16 protein-coding genes are annotated in these 15,249 nt (G+C 63.0%); 9 read left to right on the top strand and 7 right to left on the bottom strand.

Annotated features, from left to right (window positions below):
• Nucleotides 1-415: 415 nt before the first annotated feature.
• The gene (lepB, locus tag ACZ445_RS18895; protein ID WP_464707437.1) at nt 416-1,084 is read left to right on the top strand and encodes a signal peptidase I; all 669 of its coding nucleotides are present in this window, start codon (nt 416-418) and stop codon (nt 1,082-1,084) included.
• Between the two features lie 50 nt (nt 1,085-1,134).
• The gene (locus ACZ445_RS18890) at nt 1,135-1,593 is read left to right on the top strand and encodes an HIT family protein (RefSeq protein ID WP_464707436.1); all 459 of its coding nucleotides are present in this window, start codon (nt 1,135-1,137) and stop codon (nt 1,591-1,593) included.
• Between the two features lie 27 nt (nt 1,594-1,620).
• Here ACZ445_RS18890 and ACZ445_RS18885 read toward each other — a convergent pair whose 3' ends face one another.
• The 7 genes from ACZ445_RS18885 to ACZ445_RS18855 form a co-directional block, all read right to left on the bottom strand.
• Nucleotides 1,621-1,959, bottom strand: coding sequence for a Na+/H+ antiporter subunit G (locus ACZ445_RS18885; RefSeq protein WP_058423850.1), 339 nt, complete (start codon nt 1,957-1,959; stop codon nt 1,621-1,623).
• Nucleotides 1,956-2,234, bottom strand: coding sequence for a K+/H+ antiporter subunit F (locus ACZ445_RS18880; RefSeq protein ID WP_003211751.1), 279 nt, complete (start codon nt 2,232-2,234; stop codon nt 1,956-1,958). The genes ACZ445_RS18885 and ACZ445_RS18880 overlap by 4 nt, the downstream gene beginning before the upstream one ends.
• A complete protein-coding gene (locus tag ACZ445_RS18875; protein ID WP_464703964.1) occupies nt 2,231-2,719 on the bottom strand; it encodes a Na+/H+ antiporter subunit E in 489 nt (162 codons plus the stop codon). The genes ACZ445_RS18880 and ACZ445_RS18875 overlap by 4 nt, the downstream gene beginning before the upstream one ends.
• Nucleotides 2,716-4,398 carry a monovalent cation/H+ antiporter subunit D gene (locus tag ACZ445_RS18870; RefSeq protein WP_464707435.1) on the bottom strand — a complete coding sequence of 561 codons (1,683 nt, stop codon included), beginning with the start codon at nt 4,396-4,398 and terminating at the stop codon, nt 2,716-2,718. Before ACZ445_RS18870 ends, ACZ445_RS18875 begins: the two co-directional genes overlap by 4 nt.
• Complete coding sequence (locus ACZ445_RS18865) at nt 4,395-4,739, bottom strand: Na+/H+ antiporter subunit C (protein ID WP_003192163.1); 345 nt, start codon at nt 4,737-4,739, stop codon at nt 4,395-4,397. Before ACZ445_RS18865 ends, ACZ445_RS18870 begins: the two co-directional genes overlap by 4 nt.
• On the bottom strand, nt 4,739-7,660 hold the full coding sequence (locus ACZ445_RS18860) for a monovalent cation/H+ antiporter subunit A (protein ID WP_058423847.1): 2,922 nt from the start codon (nt 7,658-7,660) through the stop codon (nt 4,739-4,741). The genes ACZ445_RS18865 and ACZ445_RS18860 overlap by 1 nt, the downstream gene beginning before the upstream one ends.
• Before the next feature lie 212 nt (nt 7,661-7,872).
• A complete protein-coding gene (locus ACZ445_RS18855; RefSeq protein ID WP_058423846.1) occupies nt 7,873-8,802 on the bottom strand; it encodes a DMT family transporter in 930 nt (309 codons plus the stop codon).
• Between the two features lie 92 nt (nt 8,803-8,894).
• Here ACZ445_RS18855 and ACZ445_RS18850 point away from each other — a divergent pair, with 92 nt between their 5' ends.
• The 7 genes from ACZ445_RS18850 (at nt 8,895) to ACZ445_RS18820 (ending at nt 15,245) form a co-directional block, all read left to right on the top strand.
• On the top strand, nt 8,895-9,458 hold the full coding sequence (locus ACZ445_RS18850) for a helix-turn-helix domain-containing protein (RefSeq protein WP_058423845.1): 564 nt from the start codon (nt 8,895-8,897) through the stop codon (nt 9,456-9,458).
• Between the two features lie 155 nt (nt 9,459-9,613).
• Nucleotides 9,614-10,810: an SfnB family sulfur acquisition oxidoreductase gene (locus ACZ445_RS18845; protein ID WP_464707434.1), complete on the top strand. Its 1,197-nt coding sequence runs from the start codon at nt 9,614-9,616 to the stop codon at nt 10,808-10,810.
• Nucleotides 10,811-10,822: 12 nt separating this feature from the next.
• On the top strand, nt 10,823-11,149 hold the full coding sequence (locus ACZ445_RS18840; RefSeq protein ID WP_058423843.1) for a hypothetical protein: 327 nt from the start codon (nt 10,823-10,825) through the stop codon (nt 11,147-11,149).
• The gene (locus tag ACZ445_RS18835) at nt 11,149-12,582 is read left to right on the top strand and encodes an LLM class flavin-dependent oxidoreductase (protein ID WP_464707433.1); all 1,434 of its coding nucleotides are present in this window, start codon (nt 11,149-11,151) and stop codon (nt 12,580-12,582) included. The genes ACZ445_RS18840 and ACZ445_RS18835 overlap by 1 nt, the downstream gene beginning before the upstream one ends.
• 112 nt (nt 12,583-12,694) lie before the next feature.
• A complete protein-coding gene (locus ACZ445_RS18830) occupies nt 12,695-13,597 on the top strand; it encodes an AMP-binding protein (protein ID WP_464707432.1) in 903 nt (300 codons plus the stop codon).
• Entirely contained in the window at nt 13,594-14,367 is a 774-nt protein-coding gene (locus ACZ445_RS18825; protein ID WP_058423840.1) for an ABC transporter ATP-binding protein, read from the top strand. The genes ACZ445_RS18830 and ACZ445_RS18825 overlap by 4 nt, the downstream gene beginning before the upstream one ends.
• Nucleotides 14,364-15,245 (top strand): branched-chain amino acid ABC transporter permease, encoded by an 882-nt coding sequence (locus ACZ445_RS18820; RefSeq protein ID WP_058423839.1) that lies wholly within the window; start codon nt 14,364-14,366, stop codon nt 15,243-15,245. Before ACZ445_RS18825 ends, ACZ445_RS18820 begins: the two co-directional genes overlap by 4 nt.
• The last annotated feature ends 4 nt before the right edge of the window (nt 15,246-15,249 follow it).

Below are 15,249 nucleotides of genomic sequence, written 5' to 3'. Positions count from 1 at the left end.
CCGACTGGTTCGGGGCGTTTTTTTGCACATCGGTTTAACGGCTTACTCGATCGACTGTGGTCGCTGGCAGGGCAGGTGATGAGTGCCCTGTGGCGAGCGGGCTTGTCCCGCGTTAGGCTGTGAAGCAGCCCCAGAACCCGCGGCCGAAGAGTGCCTGATTCACCGCATTCCTCCTTCAAGGGTCGCTTCGCAACCCAACGCGGGACAAGCCCGCTCGCCACAGGTTATGCGCGATATTGTAAAGTTGTGCCGATTCCTATGTCGCCATGACATCGACCTTGCCCCCCCAGATGTGCCGCTGGCTAGACAGCGCAATCACCGGGCGCTTGGACGCTAATGTTGATTTAATGCTCGCGTGTAACAACCGGGCGTCTGGGAAACAGCCCTGATGCCCCTTTCTGCCGTGCGAGGATGTATGCGAAGTTGGTTGATCCGTTACCGTTACGCAATCATTTTCTGGTTGTGCTTCGGCGTTTTCCGTACCTCTCTGGCCGATTGGAATCCGATCCCCTCCGGCTCCATGCGCCCGACCTTGCTGGAGGGCGATGTGGTGTTGGTCAATCGTGTGGCCTACGACCTCAAGCTGCCGCTCACGGACATTTCCCTGGCCCAGCTCGATAACCCCCAGCGCGGTGATGTGGTGACGTTCTCGTCGCCCAAGGACGGCATGCGCCTGATCAAGCGCATCGTCGGCATTCCCGGTGACACCCTGGAAATGAAAGATGAGGTGTTGTGGGTCAACGGCGTGTCTGCCACCTACAGTGACGCGCAGGACATCAGCGAGCCCATCGTTCCCGGCCATGCGGTGCCGGGGATCAAGCTGAACGAGTTGGCGGCCAACCGGCAGCGCACGGTGCAGTTCATGCCGACGGTGCGAGCGATGCGCAGTTTCGGGCCGGTGGTGGTGCCGGCCGACAGCTATTTCATGCTCGGGGACAACCGCGACAACAGCGATGATTCCCGGTATATCGGGGTTGTGCCGCGTCGGCTGTTGATCGGGCGGGCGCATCATGTGCTGGCGTCGGCACAGATTCTGGATGATTGGATGCCGCGGTTTCGCAGGTTTGGCTCGCCAATCTTGTAATGGAGGTTGTGCTATTTGAAGGGCACCAAGATCCACTGATGGAGACTCAAATGACGTGTATTTTCTGCAGCATCGTTCAAAAGACTTCCCCGGCGCACATCCTGTGGGAAGACGAGCAGCACATGGCCTTCCTGTCGATCTTCCCCAACACCCCGGGTTTCAGCGTGGTGATCCCCAAGCAGCACTATGGCAGCTATGCGTTTGCGCAGTCGCATGAGGTGTTGGCCGGGCTCGCCGTCGCCGCAAAGAAAACCGCACAGCAGATCGACCGTGCGTTTCCCGATGTGGCGCGCACCGGGATGATCCTGGAAGGGTATGGGGTGGATCATCTGCATGCGAAGTTGTTTCCCATGCATGGAACCGGCGGCGACAGTACCTTCAAGCCGCTGAGTTCGAAGGTGGACAAGTTCTTTGAGGCGTATGAAGGCTATATCTCGTCCCATGACCATGTGCGGGCGGATGATGGCGAGTTGGCGGAATTGGCGGCACACATCAGGTCGTTTACCTAGCGCCAATCCAAATGTGTTTCTGAGGGATCAACGGCGGCTGCTGACTTCGGCGGGTACATCATCCCCAGCCATGCGCTTGCGGAACAGCGCAGTGCGCGCCAATAGCAACGTGGTCACCGGCACGGTGATCGACAACAAGATCGGGATCAACCACCCGTGCAACACCGGCCCGGACTTGAGCACCGAAAAATAGATAATCGACGCCAACGCGACACACCAGGCCCCCAGCGTCGAAGCCAGTGCCGGCGGGTGCATGCGCTGGAAGAAGTCTTTCATGCGCAGCAAGCCAATCGCGCCAATCAACGCAAACACACTGCTGAGCACCAGCAGCATCGCGACGACGATTTCCATCCATAACGGCATCATTCAATCACCTCCCCACGCAGCAGGAATTTCGCCAGGGCAAACGAGCCCACGAAGCCGAACAGCGCGATCAGCAGCGCCGCCTCAAAATAGGTGTCACTGGCATAACGAATGCCCAGCACCAGCATCATCAACATCGCCAGGATGTACAGGTAGTCCAGCGCCAGTACCCGGTCCTGGGCCGACGGGCCCTTGAACAGGCGCACCAGGGTCAGCACCATGGCCAGGGAGAACAGGAACAGGCTGAACAGGATCGCATTGGAGAGCAGGGCGCTCATTCGAAGATCTCCATCAGGGGCCGCTCGTAGGCGGACTTGAAGTGCTCGATGAAAGACGCTTCATCCTCCAGGTCAAACACATGCAGGAGCAGGATGCTGCGGTCCAGCGCCAGTTCCGACCAGATGGTGCCAGGCACCACCGTGGTGATCATCGACAGCGCGGCCAGGCCGTTGGCATCACGCAAGTCCAGGGGGATCTTGATGAAGCGCGAACGCGGCGGGCGGGAGCCACACATCAGCACGCCCCAGGCCACTTGCAGGTTGGAGACGATCACGTCGCGGCCCACCAGGAAAAACAGGCGGATGATCACGCCAGGGCGGCGGATACGGATGGGCAACGGCCGCAACGGCGCCATCAGCAGCGGCGCGAGAAAGCCCAACAGCGCGCCCAGCAGCAGGTTGCCGGGGCTGACGGACAGGTTCAGCACCAACCACAACACCCACAACGCCAGGGACAACCACGGGGCAGGGAACAGTCGCTTCATGGCTGTACCTCCAGCGCGGCAGCCTTGGCTTCAGGACTCGGCACCGGCCGCGTCGCCATCACCGCCATCACGTAGTGTTCCGGGTTGTTCAGGCTGACGGCGGTGGCCTGGGTGTAGCGCATCAGCGGCTCGGCCTTGAACGTCAGCAGGATGCTCAAGCCCAGCAGGAAGAAGATCGGCAGGCACTCGTAGCGACGCAGCAGCGGCGAAGGGCGTTCTTCCGGGGTCCAGAAACGCTGGATGCCCAGGCGCGCAAAGGCAATCAATGAGGCCAGGCCGGAGAGAATCAGCAGCGCCACCAAACCCCAGGCGGCCGGCCGGATCGGTTCGTCAACACTGACGCCCAGGCCCAGCGGATTGACCAGCGCACTCAACAGGCTGAGCTTGCCGATAAACCCGGAGAGCGGCGGCATGCCGATAATCAGCAGGGCGCAGGCGATAAAGCTCAAGCCGAGGAACGCCATGGTCCAGGGGATCACCTGGCCGACTACGGCTTGCTGCTCGTCATCGAGGTTGACGCCAGGGCGCGGATGCAGGGATTCCATGGCCTTGGGCAGCGCATCGATCTCTTCGTCCAGCGGCAGGTCATTGGCCGAGCGCGAACGTTCGATCAACTCGGCCAGCAGGAACAGGGCGCTCAAGGCCAAAGTAGAACTGACCAGATAGAACAGCGCGCCCGCCGTCAGGCTCGGCTGAGCGAAACCGACGGCAGACAACAGGATTCCCGCCGACACCAGAATGCTCAAGCTGGCCATGCGCTCCAGGCGCTGCGCCGCGACCATCGCCAGCGCCGCGCAGATGATGGTCGCCATGCCGCCATACACCAGCCAATCCCCACCAAACAGCGCTGACGCCCCGGCCTGGCCGGAGAACAGCAGGGTCCACAGGCGCAGCACGGTGTACACGCCGACCTTGGTCATGATCGCAAACATCGCTGCCACCGGCGCACTGGCCGAGGAGTAGGCGGGCGCCAGCCAGAAGTTCAGCGGCCACATGCCGGCCTTGGCCAGGAACGCCGTCGCGAGGATCGCCGCACCCGCATGCAACAGGCCACGATCAGCCTCCGGCACCAGCGGGATTTTCAGCGCCAGGTCAGCGAAGTTCAGCGTGCCGGTCACGCCGTAGATCAACGCCGCGCCAATCAGGAACAGCGACGATGCCAGCAAGTTGATCGCGATGTAATGCAGCCCCGACGACACTCGCGCACGCCCGGAGCCGTGCAGCATCAAGCCATAGGAGGCCGCCAGCAGCACTTCGAAGAACACGAACAGGTTGAACAGGTCGGCGGTCAGGAACGCGCCGTACAGGCCCATCATCTGGATCTGGAACAGCGCGTGGAAGCTGGTGCCTGCGCGATCCCAGCGGGCCATGGCGAACAGCAGCGCACTCACGCCGATGATCCCGGTGAGCACCAGCATCAGCGCCGACAGTTGGTCCACCACCAGCACAATGCCGAACGGCACTTGCCAGTTGCCCGGCAGGTACACCCCAATGGAGCCGGGGCCGCCTTTTTGTGTCCAGTACAGCAGCAGGATGGCGATGCCCAGGCCGATGACGCTGGAGAACAGGTTGATTTTCGCCTTGAGCGGGCGGCGCTTCTCGCCAAGCATCAGCATCAGCGCGGCCGTCATCAACGGCAGCAGGATTGGCGCTACGATCAGTTGATTCACCCAATTCATTCCTTGGGCTCCCGGCCGTCCACATGGTCGGTGCCGGTCAGGCCCCGGGAGGCGAGCAGCACCACCAGGAACAGCGCGGTCATGGCGAAGCTGATCACGATGGCCGTGAGCACCAGGGCCTGGGGCAGCGGATCGGTGTAGTTGAGCAGGTCCTGCGGCACGCCGTCCTTGATGATCGGCTCCTTGCCGATAAACAGGCTGCCCATGCTGAAAATGAACAGGTTGACCCCGTACGACAGCAGGCACAGGCCCATCACCACCTGGAAGGTCCGTGGTCGCAGGATCAACCAGACGCCGGAAGCCGCCAGGACTCCAATGGCAATTGCGATGACTTCTTCCATCAGGCGGCTCCTTCCGTTGCGGCAACCACTTTGGCCTGGTTGCTCGGTTTATGGGCCCGCACGGACTGGTGACCGAGGGCGGTGAGCATCAGCAGCGTGGAACCGACGACCATGGCGTACACGCCGACGTCGAAGAACAGCGCGCTGGCGATGTGAATGTCGCCAAGCAACGGCAGGCTGAAATGCCAGGTGTGAGTCGTGAGGAACGGGTAACCGGCAAACAGCGCGCCGAGCCCGGTCAGGGTTGCCGACAGCAGCCCGAAGCCCATCCAGCGCATCGGCCGCAGGCTCATCTGTGCTTCGACCCACTGCGTGCCGGCGACCATGTATTGCAGGATAAACGCCACCGACATCACCAGGCCTGCGACAAACCCGCCACCCGGTTGGTTGTGGCCGCGCATGAACAGGTAGAACGACACCACCAGCGCAATCGGCAGCAGCAGGCGCACCAGCACCGCCGGCACCATCATGAAGCCCAGCGCGGTGTCGCTGGCCTGGCGCGGGTTGACCAGGTCGGTGGCCACGTCCGGCGCCAACTGGCGCTGTTGCGGCGGCAACTCCATGCTCTCTTTTGAAGGGCGGAAGCGCCGCAGCAGGGCGTACACCGTCAGCGCCACGGCGCCGAGCACGGTGATTTCACCGAGGGTGTCGAAGCCACGGAAGTCCACCAGCATCACGTTCACCACATTGCTGCCGCCGCCCTCGGGCAGGGCGCGGCTCAAGTAGAACGAGGAGATATCGTTGGGCGTCTGGCGGGTCAGCATTGCGTAGGACAGCAACGCCATGCCGCCGCCCACCACGGTGGACAGCAGGAAGTCACGCAAGCGCCGGATGCGCGCCTTGCGCAGCGAGCTGGGCAGTGGCGACACCTCTTCGATCCGCCGTGGCAGCCAACGCAGGCCGAGCAGGATCAGCACGGTGGTCACCACTTCGACCACCAACTGGGTCAGCGCCAGGTCCGGTGCCGAGAACCACACGAAGGTCACGCAGGTCATCAGGCCGCACACGCTGACCATGGTCAGGGCCGCCAGCCGGTGGTACTTGGCTTGCCAGGCAGCGCCGAGCGCGCAGGCAATCGCCAGCAGCCACAGGGTCACGAACACGATGGAACCCGGGATCTTCGGTCGGTCGCCCCAACTGAGGCCACTGTTGAGCATCGGGATCATGCCGCCGACCACCGCCACCAGCACCAGCAGGAACAACTGGGTCTGCAGGCGCTTGGTGCTGATGCGTTTTTCGATCCTGCGCACGCCACGCATCATCACCACCAGGCTGCGCTCGAAGCCGCGCTTGCCGTTGAAGTAGCTGATCACCGGCGGGTATTTGAAGCGGCCACGCTTGAGTTGCTTGCGCAGCAGCAGGTACAGCACCACGCCGCCGGACATGGCCACCAGGCTCATGATCATCGGTGCGTTCCAGCCGTGCCAGATCGCCAGGCTGTACTCCGGCAGCACACCGCCAACCACCGGCAACGCGGCGGCGGCGAGGATCGAACCGACCACCTGGGCCGGGAAGATGCCCACCAGCAGGCAGGTGAACACCAGCAACTCGACAGGAGCGCGCATCCAGCGCGGTGGTTCGTGGGGTGTGTGCGGCAGGTCGGTCGCGGTCGGGCCGAAGAACACATCGACGGTGAAGCGCAGGGCGTAGGCCACGCTGAACGTACCGGCAATGGTCGCGATCAACGGCAGGGCGAACTCCACCCACGCCGTCGAGGTGATGAACACGGTTTCGGCGAAGAACATCTCTTTGGACAGGAAGCCATTGAGCAACGGCACGCCGGCCATGGATGCACTGGCCACCATCGCCAGGGTCGCGGTAAACGGGATCAAGCGCACCAGCCCGCTGAGCTTGCGGATGTCCCGCGTGCCACTTTCGTGGTCGATGATGCCCGCGGCCATGAACAGCGAGGCCTTGAACGTGGCGTGGTTGAGGATATGGAACACGGCTGCGACGGCAGCCAGTGGGCTGTTGAGCCCCAGCAGCAAGGTGATCAGCCCGAGGTGGCTGATGGTGGAGTAGGCCAGCAGGCCCTTGAGGTCATTCTGGAACATGGCGCAGTAAGCGCCGAGGAGGAGGGTGAGGGCGCCGGCACCGCCGACGATCCAGAACCATTCTTCGCTGCCGGACAGCGACGGCCACAGGCGGGCCAGCAGGAACACGCCGGCCTTCACCATCGTTGCCGAATGCAGGTACGCCGACACCGGCGTAGGGGCCGCCATCGCGTGGGGCAGCCAGAAGTGGAAGGGGAACTGTGCGCTTTTGCTCAAGGCGCCGATCAGCACCAGGGCCAGCATGACCGGGTACAGCGAATGCGCGCGAATCTGCTCGCCCGCCGCCAGCACAAGGTCCAGGTCATAGCTGCCGACGATATGCCCCAGCAGCATCACGCCCGCCAACAGGCACAAGCCGCCGGCGCCGGTGACCATCAGTGCCATGTACGCCCCACGGCGCGCATCGGCGCGGTGGTGCCAATAGCCGATCAACAGGAACGAGAACAGGCTGGTCAGTTCCCAGAAGAACACGATCTGGATCAGGTTGCCTGAGATCACCAGCCCGAGCATGGCGCCCATGAACGCCAGGAAAAACGCGAAGAAGCGTGGCACCGGGTCGTCTGGCGACATGTAATAGCGCGCATACAGCGACACCAGCGTGCCGATGCCCAGCACCAGCATCGAGAACAGCCACGCAAACCCATCCATGCGCAACGCGAAGTTCAGCCCGAGGCTGGGCAACCACATGAATTCTTCGCGGATCACGCCACCGTGGGCGATCTGGGGGTAGAGCAGGGCGACTTGAATGGTGCCGACCAGGGCCACCAGGCCGGCCAGCAGGGATTCGGTGTTACGTGCATTGTGCGGCAGCAAGGCCGCCAGACAGCTGCCAATGAACGGCAGAAGCAGTAGAACTATCAGGGACATAGGCTTCTAATCTGCGGGAGTTTGGGATGCATCATACGTGCCGCTTTCACGATCACCAAACGGCAAGATGTGGCAGGATCCTACAAGCTAAGCCGAAATCGCCCATTTGGCATTGTTTCAGGTAACCCGATTCGGGCAAGCGACACCGCCCCCCTGTGGGAGCCGGGCTTGCCCGCGATGGCGATCTGACAGCCACTGCAAGTACTCGGACCTTATCCCTGCTGTTCCTGTTCCCTCTCATCGCGCAATTCCAGCGCCTTCTGCCCCTTGGTCTTCATCTCGCTGACAATCACCGCCAACACAATCAACGCCGCCCCCACCATCGCAATCGGCGGAAAACGCTCCCCGGCAATCCGGCCCACCACGCCCGCCCACACCGGCTCACCGGCATAGATCAACGTGGCCCGTGTCGGCGAAACGCTTTGCTGCGCCCAGTTCATCGCCACCTGGATCACCGCACTGGTCAAGCCCAGACCCACTGCGCTGAACAGCAGCAACCACGAAAACCCCGGCAATGCCTCACCCATCGGCACCACCATCAGGAATGACAGCAACGACGCCGTGGCCAGTTGCACCACGGTCACCCGGCGCACATCCACCTGCCCGGCAAAGGCGCTGATCAAGATGATCTCCGCTGCAATCGCGACGGCGCCGATCAAGGTGGCGATCTCGCCAGGGCTGAAATTCAGTGAAGCCCCCGCCGGCCCGGTCAGCAGCATCAAGCCGGTAAACGCCAGCATAATACCGATGCTCGGCATCAACCCCGGGCGACGGCCCAGCACCAGCCATTGCAACAGCGGTACGAACGGCACATATAACGCTGTGATAAACGCCGATTGGCTGCTCAGGATCGTCTGCAAGCCAATGGTTTGCAGCCCGTAGCCAAACATGATCGCCACACCGATAAACACCCCGGCTTTCAATTCGAACAGCGTCAGGTCCCGCAACGTGCGCAAGGAAAAGAACCCCACCACAATCGCTGCCGCCGCAAAACGTAGCCCGACAAAAAACATCGGCCCACTGACCGTCATCGCATGTTGCACCAGCAAAAAGGTGCCGCCCCAGATCATGGTGATCACCACCAGGATGCATTCGGCTTTGCTGAAACGGTTGAAACGAGGGGAGGCGTTCGGGGTGGTCATGGCGGCTCGGTCTTGCAAGTGAAAGGCACGGACCGCACAATGCGCCGCACGCTGGGCAGTATACTGCGCACACCCACCCATTGAGCAATATAGTGCACAAAGAAAATCCGCATCGGGCTTCGGTCCTGCAGCACGTCAGCCAGAACGTCCGTCGCCTGCGCCATGCCGCCGACCTGAGCCAGACTGCGCTCTCGGAAAAATCCGGGGTCAGCCGGCGCATGCTGGTGGCCATCGAGGCGGGAGAGAAGAACGTCAGCCTGTCCACCCTCGACCGCGTGGCCGAAGCGTTGGACGTGGCTTTCAGCGACCTGATCCAGGCGCCCGATGCCCCTGACCACAGCCGCATCAATGAACTGGCCTGGGCCGGTGACATTCCCGGCAGCAAGGCGGTGTTGCTGGCCAAGGCCACGGCGCGGCGTGAGGTCGAGTTGTGGGAAATGCAACTGGAGCCGGGCGATCGCTACAGCCCGGACCCCGACCCGGACGGCTGGAGCGTGCAGCTATTTGTATTCCAAGGCTGCCTCACGCTGCTGGTGGGCGATGAAGAAAAGCACGTCGCCGCCGGTGAGTTTTATATGTTCGCCAGCCGGAACGTGCATGGTTATCGCAATGACGGCGACGTGGCGGTGCGCTTTGTGCGTAATGTGGTGATCTAACTGTTCCTGCGGCAACAGTGGATGGACACTTTGCTGGTTTGAAACGCGCTCGACTGCGTTGAAATGCCAGCAACTCGCTGATTTTATTGGCGACTGGATTCAGGCACGACTCCTGCAATCACCCAGGTCATCCCCTCGGAGCCTGGAGTCGGCCCATGTCAGCCCACCCTCAACACCCTGCCCATATCATCCGCTCTGACGCGCAAGCCATCGAGGTCGCCACGCGGCTGGCGGCGCGGTTTGCCGTCGAGGCCAGCGCCCGCGACCGTGAGCGGCGCCTGCCGGTGGCCGAGCTTGACGAGTTCTCCGCCAGCGGCCTGTGGGGCATCACCATTCCCAAAGCGTACGGCGGCGCTGGCGTGTCCTATGTGACCGTGGCCGAGGTGATCAAATTGATCTCTGCCGCCGACCCGTCCCTGGGGCAGATCCCGCAGAACCACCTGGGCGTGGTGGACATCCTGCTGCAAACCGCGACCGAGGCACAAAAACAGTACTACTTCGGCAAAGTCCTCCAGGGCTACCGTTTCGGCAACGCCTTTTCCGAAGCCAAGAGCAAGAATGCCGGCACCTTCGATACCCAGATTCGCTTTCACGGCGATACCGCGCAGATCAACGGCGAGAAGTTCTACTGCACCGGCGCGCTGTTTGCTCACCTGGTGCCTACCGTCGGTAACAATGAAGCCGGCCAGGCCTTCATCGCCTTTGTCGAACGCGACGCGCCCGGCCTGAACGTGATCGACAGCTGGGACGGCTTCGGCCAGCGCACTACTGCCAGCGGGGGTGTGACCCTGGATGGCGTCACCGTGCCTTTGAGCGCGGTAATCCCTGCGCACCAGGCCTTCGACCAGCCCACCGCCAATGGTCCGATTTCGCAGATCATCCAGGCGGCGGTCGATACCGGTATCGCCCTCGGGGCCCTTGAACAGGCGAAGATTTACGCGCGCCAGGCGCGACCCTGGATCGACAGTCAACAGGATCACGGCTGGCAAGACCCGTTCACCATCGCCGCCATCGGCGACCTGGAATGGCGCGTGCACGGCACCGAAGTCATCCTCGCCAAGGCCGGCCTGGCGGTGGATCGCGCGCTTGCCGAGCCCAATGAAGACACCGTCGCCCACGCTTCGCTGGTGGTCGCCCAGGCCAAAGTCCTCTCCGCCGAAACCGCCTTGCTCGCCAGTAGCAAACTCTTCGAGCTGGCCGGCACCCGCTCGGTCACCGGCAAGCACAACCTCGACCGCTTCTGGCGCAACGCGCGCACCCACACCCTGCACGACCCGGCCCGCTGGAAATACCACCTGATCGGCAACTACGTGCTCAACGGCGTGAAGCCTGCGCGCCACGCCTGGAACTGAGGAGCCTCACCCATGACTGCACTGAACCTTGCGCGCCAACTGCTGGACAGCACCCGCCGCCACGTTGAAAACAGCACCGACCCCTATGTGATCAGCCGTTTCGGCGACTTGCAGATTCGCGTCGATGTGGCTGCGGCTTTGTTTGAACGCGCCGAAACCCACCCCAGCCCCGTCGCGGCGACCGAAGCGCAAATCGCCGCCGCCGAAGCCCTGATCGCCGCGAGCAACGCCGAGTTCGAACTCACCGGTCAACGCACCGCACTGCCGTCGAGCCTGGATGACCCGCTGCGTACGAAGTACCAGATCGTCGGCAACTACCACCTCAACGGAGTGCTTTGATGTCCCGTGAAATCCGCTTGAATGCCTTCGACATGAACTGTGTCGGCCACCAATCCCCGGGCCTGTGGGCGCATCCACGTGACCGTTCGTGGCAGTACAAGGACCTGGAATACTGGACCGACCTCGCCAAAATCCTTGAGCGTGGCAAGTTCGACGGCCTGTTTATCGCCGACGTGCTGGGCATCTATGACGTCTACAACGGTAACGGCGACGCGGCCATTCGCCAGGCGGCGCAGGTGCCGGTCAATGACCCGCTGTCGCTGATCGCGCCGATGGCCTTGGTCACCGAACACTTGGGCTTCGGCCTGACGGCGTCGTTGTCGTTCGAACACCCGTACCCGTTCGCGCGCCGTCTCTCGACCCTGGACCACCTGACCAAGGGCCGCATCGGCTGGAACATCGTCACCTCTTACCTCGAAAGCGGCGCCAAGAACCTCGGCCAGAAAGCCCAGACCGAACACGATGCGCGCTACGACTACGCCGAGGAATACCTGGAGGTCTGCTACAAGCTCTGGGAAGGCAGTTGGGAGGAGGGCGCCGTGTTGCGTGATCGCGAACGGCGGATTTTCAGCGACCCGAGCAAAATCCACGAGATCCGCCACGTCGGCAAACACTTCCAGGTGCCTGGTATTCACCTCTGCGAACCTTCGCCGCAGCGCACGCCGGTGCTGTATCAGGCTGGGGCGTCGAGCCGTGGCAAGCAATTCGCCGCCGAACAGGCCGAGTGCGTCTTCGTCGCCGCGCCGTCCAAGGTGCTGCTGAAAAAGACCGTCGCTGACATCCGCCAGCGTGCCGCCGAAGCCGGGCGCGATCCGAAGAAAATCCTGATCTTCAACTTGCAGACGGTGATCGTCGGCGAAACCGATGCCAAGGCCAGAGCCAAGTTCGAGGAGTACAAATCCTATGTCAGCTATGAAGGCGCCATGGCGCTGATTTCCGGCTGGACCGGCATCGACTTCAGCCAATTCAAACCGGATGAGCCACTCAAGCACGTGCACACCAACGCCATTCAATCGGCGGTAGAGGCGTTCTCTACGGCCGATCCGAACAACGTCTGGACCCCGAATGAGCTGGCCGACTGGGTCGGTATCGGCGGCTTTGGCCCGCTGTTCGTCGGCGGCCCGGAAACCGTCGCGGACCTGTTGCAGGAGTGGGTCGAAGACACTGATGTGAACGGCTTCAACCTGGCCTACGCCCTGACCCATGAAACCTTCATCGACGCCGTGGACCTGTTGGTGCCGGAGTTGCAGAAGCGTGGGGTGTACAAGACCGAGTATGCCCAGGGCACGTTGCGCGAGAAGTTGTTTGGCGACGGCGCAAGGTTGGCCTCCAACCACCCTGGTGCCGGCTACCGCAATTTATCTGACGCGCACATAACCAATGTGGGAGGGGGCTTGCCCCCGATAGCGGCAGTCCAGTCAAAGCACTTGTGACTGACACACCGCCATCGGGGGCACGCCCCCTCCCACAGTAGATCGGTGTTGATCCAAATAATCCAGCCAGCGGACCACCGCACGCACACACCCCAATAGGAGCACTACCCCTATGAGCGTGCACGAACTCAAACGCCCACTGGCCGTGGAGTGGCCCGCCGAGTGGCTCGGCCACCTGCCCAAGGCTCTGGAACAACTGCGCCACTGGGCGCAGGTCACGCCGCTGCACACCGCCCTGCGCCACAAGCGCCAGGGGCAGTGGTGCGCATGGCGCTGGATCGACGCCTTGCGCGATGTGGAGCGTCTGGCCGATGGCTTGCGCCAGCAGGGGGTCAGCGAGCAATCGCGGCTGGCCCTCAGCGGGGCGTTCGAGCCGAACCTGCTGTTGCTGGCCCTGGCGGCGCAATCCATCGGCGCGCAGGTGCTGACCCTGGCCGATGACCTGGAGCCCGAGGCGCTGCAACACCACCTGTGGCGCATTCGCCCGACCCATTCGTATGTACAAGGCCGCCAGCCGGCACGGCATTGGCAGTCGGCGAACCTGTTGGATTTTGCCCAGTTGCTCGGCCCGTTGGCGCCGACGCAACACCTCGCACGCTGGTGGCAGCCCACGGGGGAGACCCTGTTGTGGAGCGAAGAGGGCACCCATTGGCAGGGCGGCCTGGCCGTGGTGCTGGAGCAATGGTTGAACAGCGGTCACGGCCTGGCCTTCCCGGAGAGCCTAGCCTCGGCGCGGCGCGACCGCAGTGAAGTCGCGCCCACCGGCCTGCTGTTGTCGCCCGCCCGCTTGCAGCACCTGGCCGACGAGATCGAAAGCCGCCTGGCACCCCACGGCACCTGGCGCCGACGCCTGTGCGACTGGGCCATCGCCCACCCGCAGAGCGGCCTACGGCGCCTGCTGAAAAACCGCGTGCGCCGGCTCCTGGGGTTCCAGCGCCTGGCGTACATCTGGCAACCCGTCAAAGCCACGCCTTCACCGGTGTGGCTGGCGGAATTCAAACGGGACATCGCATGAGCCAGGCCATTTTGCAGGTGCGGGATATCTCGCTGTCGTTCAAGGGGGTCAAGGCGATCAATGCCTTGTCCTTCGAGGTGTTGCGCGGCGAGATCTGCGCGTTGATCGGTCCCAATGGTGCCGGTAAAAGCTCGTTGCTCAACGTGCTCAACGGCGTGTACCGCTTCGATGCCGGCGAGATCGTGTTCGAAGACCAGCACTTCCACCGTATCGACCCGTTGGGCGCCGCGCGCCGCGGTATTGGCCGTACCTTCCAGAACAATGCGCTGTTCAAGAAGATGAGCGTGCTCGACAACATCCTCACCGGCCTGTCGCGGCATATGCGCAGCAGCTTTATCGAACAGGCCCTGGGCTTGCCTCGCGCACGCCGGGAAGCCGAAGCGTTCCGGTTGCGCGCCCAGGGCATTCTCGAATTCCTGGAGCTGCAAGCCCACCGCGATGTGTTGGTGGGCAACCTGTCCTACGGCCTGCAAAAACGCGTGGAACTGGGCCGGGCGTTGATCGCAGGGCCGAGCTTGTTGCTGCTGGACGAGCCCATGGCGGGCATGAACGCCGAAGAAAAACAGGAAATGGCGCGCTTCGTCGCCGATGTAAACCGCGACCTCGGCACCACCGTGGTGTTGATCGAGCACGACATGGGCGTGGTCATGGGCCTGTCCGACCATGTGGTGGTCCTCGACTACGGGCGCAAGGTCGGCGACGGCACGCCGGCCGAGGTGCAGGCCAACCCCGAGGTGATCGCGGCTTACCTGGGAGTGGTAAACGGATGACGTTTTTCTTTGAAACCCTGCTCGGCGGCCTGCTCGCCGGCACCATGTACTCGTTGGTCGCCATCGGCTTCGTGCTGATCTACAAGGCCAGCGGCGTGTTCAATTTTGCCCAGGGCGCGATGCTGCTGTTTGCTGCACTGACGTTCGTCAGCCTGCATGACCAGGGCGTGCCGTTTGCCCTGGCGTTGCTGCTCACGGTAATTGTGATGAGCGTCGGCGCCTTGCTGATCGAGCGCCTGGTGCTGCGGCCATTGGTGAACCGTTCGCAGATCACCTTGTTCATGGCCACGCTGGGCCTCTCGTTCATCATCGAAGGCCTGGCCCAGGGGTTGATGGGCTCCCAGGTGCGGGCGCTGGACCTGGGCATCGACGACGTACCGCTGTTCGTCGGCCCGCTGATGCTCAGCCAGTTCGACCTGATCGCCGCAGCCGCTGCGGTGGTGCTGGTGACAGTGCTGGCACTGCTGTTCAACAAGACCCGCATCGGTGTGTCGCTGCGCGCAGTGGCGGATGACACCACGGCGGCGCTGTCCATCGGCATCAACCTCAACCGCATCTGGCAGATCGTCTGGGCCGTGGCCGGCATCGTCGGGCTGGTCGCCGGGCTGCTGTGGGGCGCGCGCCAGGGCGTGCAGTTCTCGTTGTCGCTGGTGGTGCTCAAGGCCTTGCCGGTGTTGATCATCGGCGGGTTTACCTCGATTGGCGGGGCGATTGTCGGCGGACTGATTGTCGGCGCGGCGGAGAACCTCGCCGAGGTCTACATCGGCCCGTTGATTGGCGGCGGTATCACGCCGTGGTTCGCCTACGTCTTGGCCCTGGCCTTCCTGTATATCCGCCCCGCCGGCCTGTTCGGCGAGCGCGCCATCGAGCGAGTCTGAAAGC

It is taken from the genome of Pseudomonas allii (assembly GCF_055380095.1).
The sequence above is the reverse complement of the archived record's forward strand: the minus strand, read 5'-3'. Positions and strand labels throughout refer to the sequence as shown.

Bases quoted from the DNA above. Each gene is read 5' to 3' on its own strand.
- lepB (WP_464707437.1), top strand. From the start codon at position 416: ATGCGAAGTTGGTTGATCCGTTACCGTTACGCAATCATTTTCTGGTTG.
- ACZ445_RS18890 (WP_464707436.1), top strand. From the start codon at position 1,135: ATGACGTGTATTTTCTGCAGCATCGTTCAAAAGACTTCCCCGGCGCAC.
- ACZ445_RS18885 (WP_058423850.1), bottom strand. From the start codon at position 1,959: ATGATGCCGTTATGGATGGAAATCGTCGTCGCGATGCTGCTGGTGCTC.
- ACZ445_RS18880 (WP_003211751.1), bottom strand. From the start codon at position 2,234: ATGAGCGCCCTGCTCTCCAATGCGATCCTGTTCAGCCTGTTCCTGTTC.
- ACZ445_RS18875 (WP_464703964.1), bottom strand. From the start codon at position 2,719: ATGAAGCGACTGTTCCCTGCCCCGTGGTTGTCCCTGGCGTTGTGGGTG.
- ACZ445_RS18870 (WP_464707435.1), bottom strand. From the start codon at position 4,398: ATGAATTGGGTGAATCAACTGATCGTAGCGCCAATCCTGCTGCCGTTG.
- ACZ445_RS18865 (WP_003192163.1), bottom strand. From the start codon at position 4,739: ATGGAAGAAGTCATCGCAATTGCCATTGGAGTCCTGGCGGCTTCCGGC.
- ACZ445_RS18860 (WP_058423847.1), bottom strand. From the start codon at position 7,660: ATGTCCCTGATAGTTCTACTGCTTCTGCCGTTCATTGGCAGCTGTCTG.
- ACZ445_RS18855 (WP_058423846.1), bottom strand. From the start codon at position 8,802: ATGACCACCCCGAACGCCTCCCCTCGTTTCAACCGTTTCAGCAAAGCC.
- ACZ445_RS18845 (WP_464707434.1), top strand. From the start codon at position 9,614: ATGTCAGCCCACCCTCAACACCCTGCCCATATCATCCGCTCTGACGCG.
- ACZ445_RS18840 (WP_058423843.1), top strand. From the start codon at position 10,823: ATGACTGCACTGAACCTTGCGCGCCAACTGCTGGACAGCACCCGCCGC.
- ACZ445_RS18835 (WP_464707433.1), top strand. From the start codon at position 11,149: ATGTCCCGTGAAATCCGCTTGAATGCCTTCGACATGAACTGTGTCGGC.
- ACZ445_RS18830 (WP_464707432.1), top strand. From the start codon at position 12,695: ATGAGCGTGCACGAACTCAAACGCCCACTGGCCGTGGAGTGGCCCGCC.
- ACZ445_RS18825 (WP_058423840.1), top strand. From the start codon at position 13,594: ATGAGCCAGGCCATTTTGCAGGTGCGGGATATCTCGCTGTCGTTCAAG.
- ACZ445_RS18820 (WP_058423839.1), top strand. From the start codon at position 14,364: ATGACGTTTTTCTTTGAAACCCTGCTCGGCGGCCTGCTCGCCGGCACC.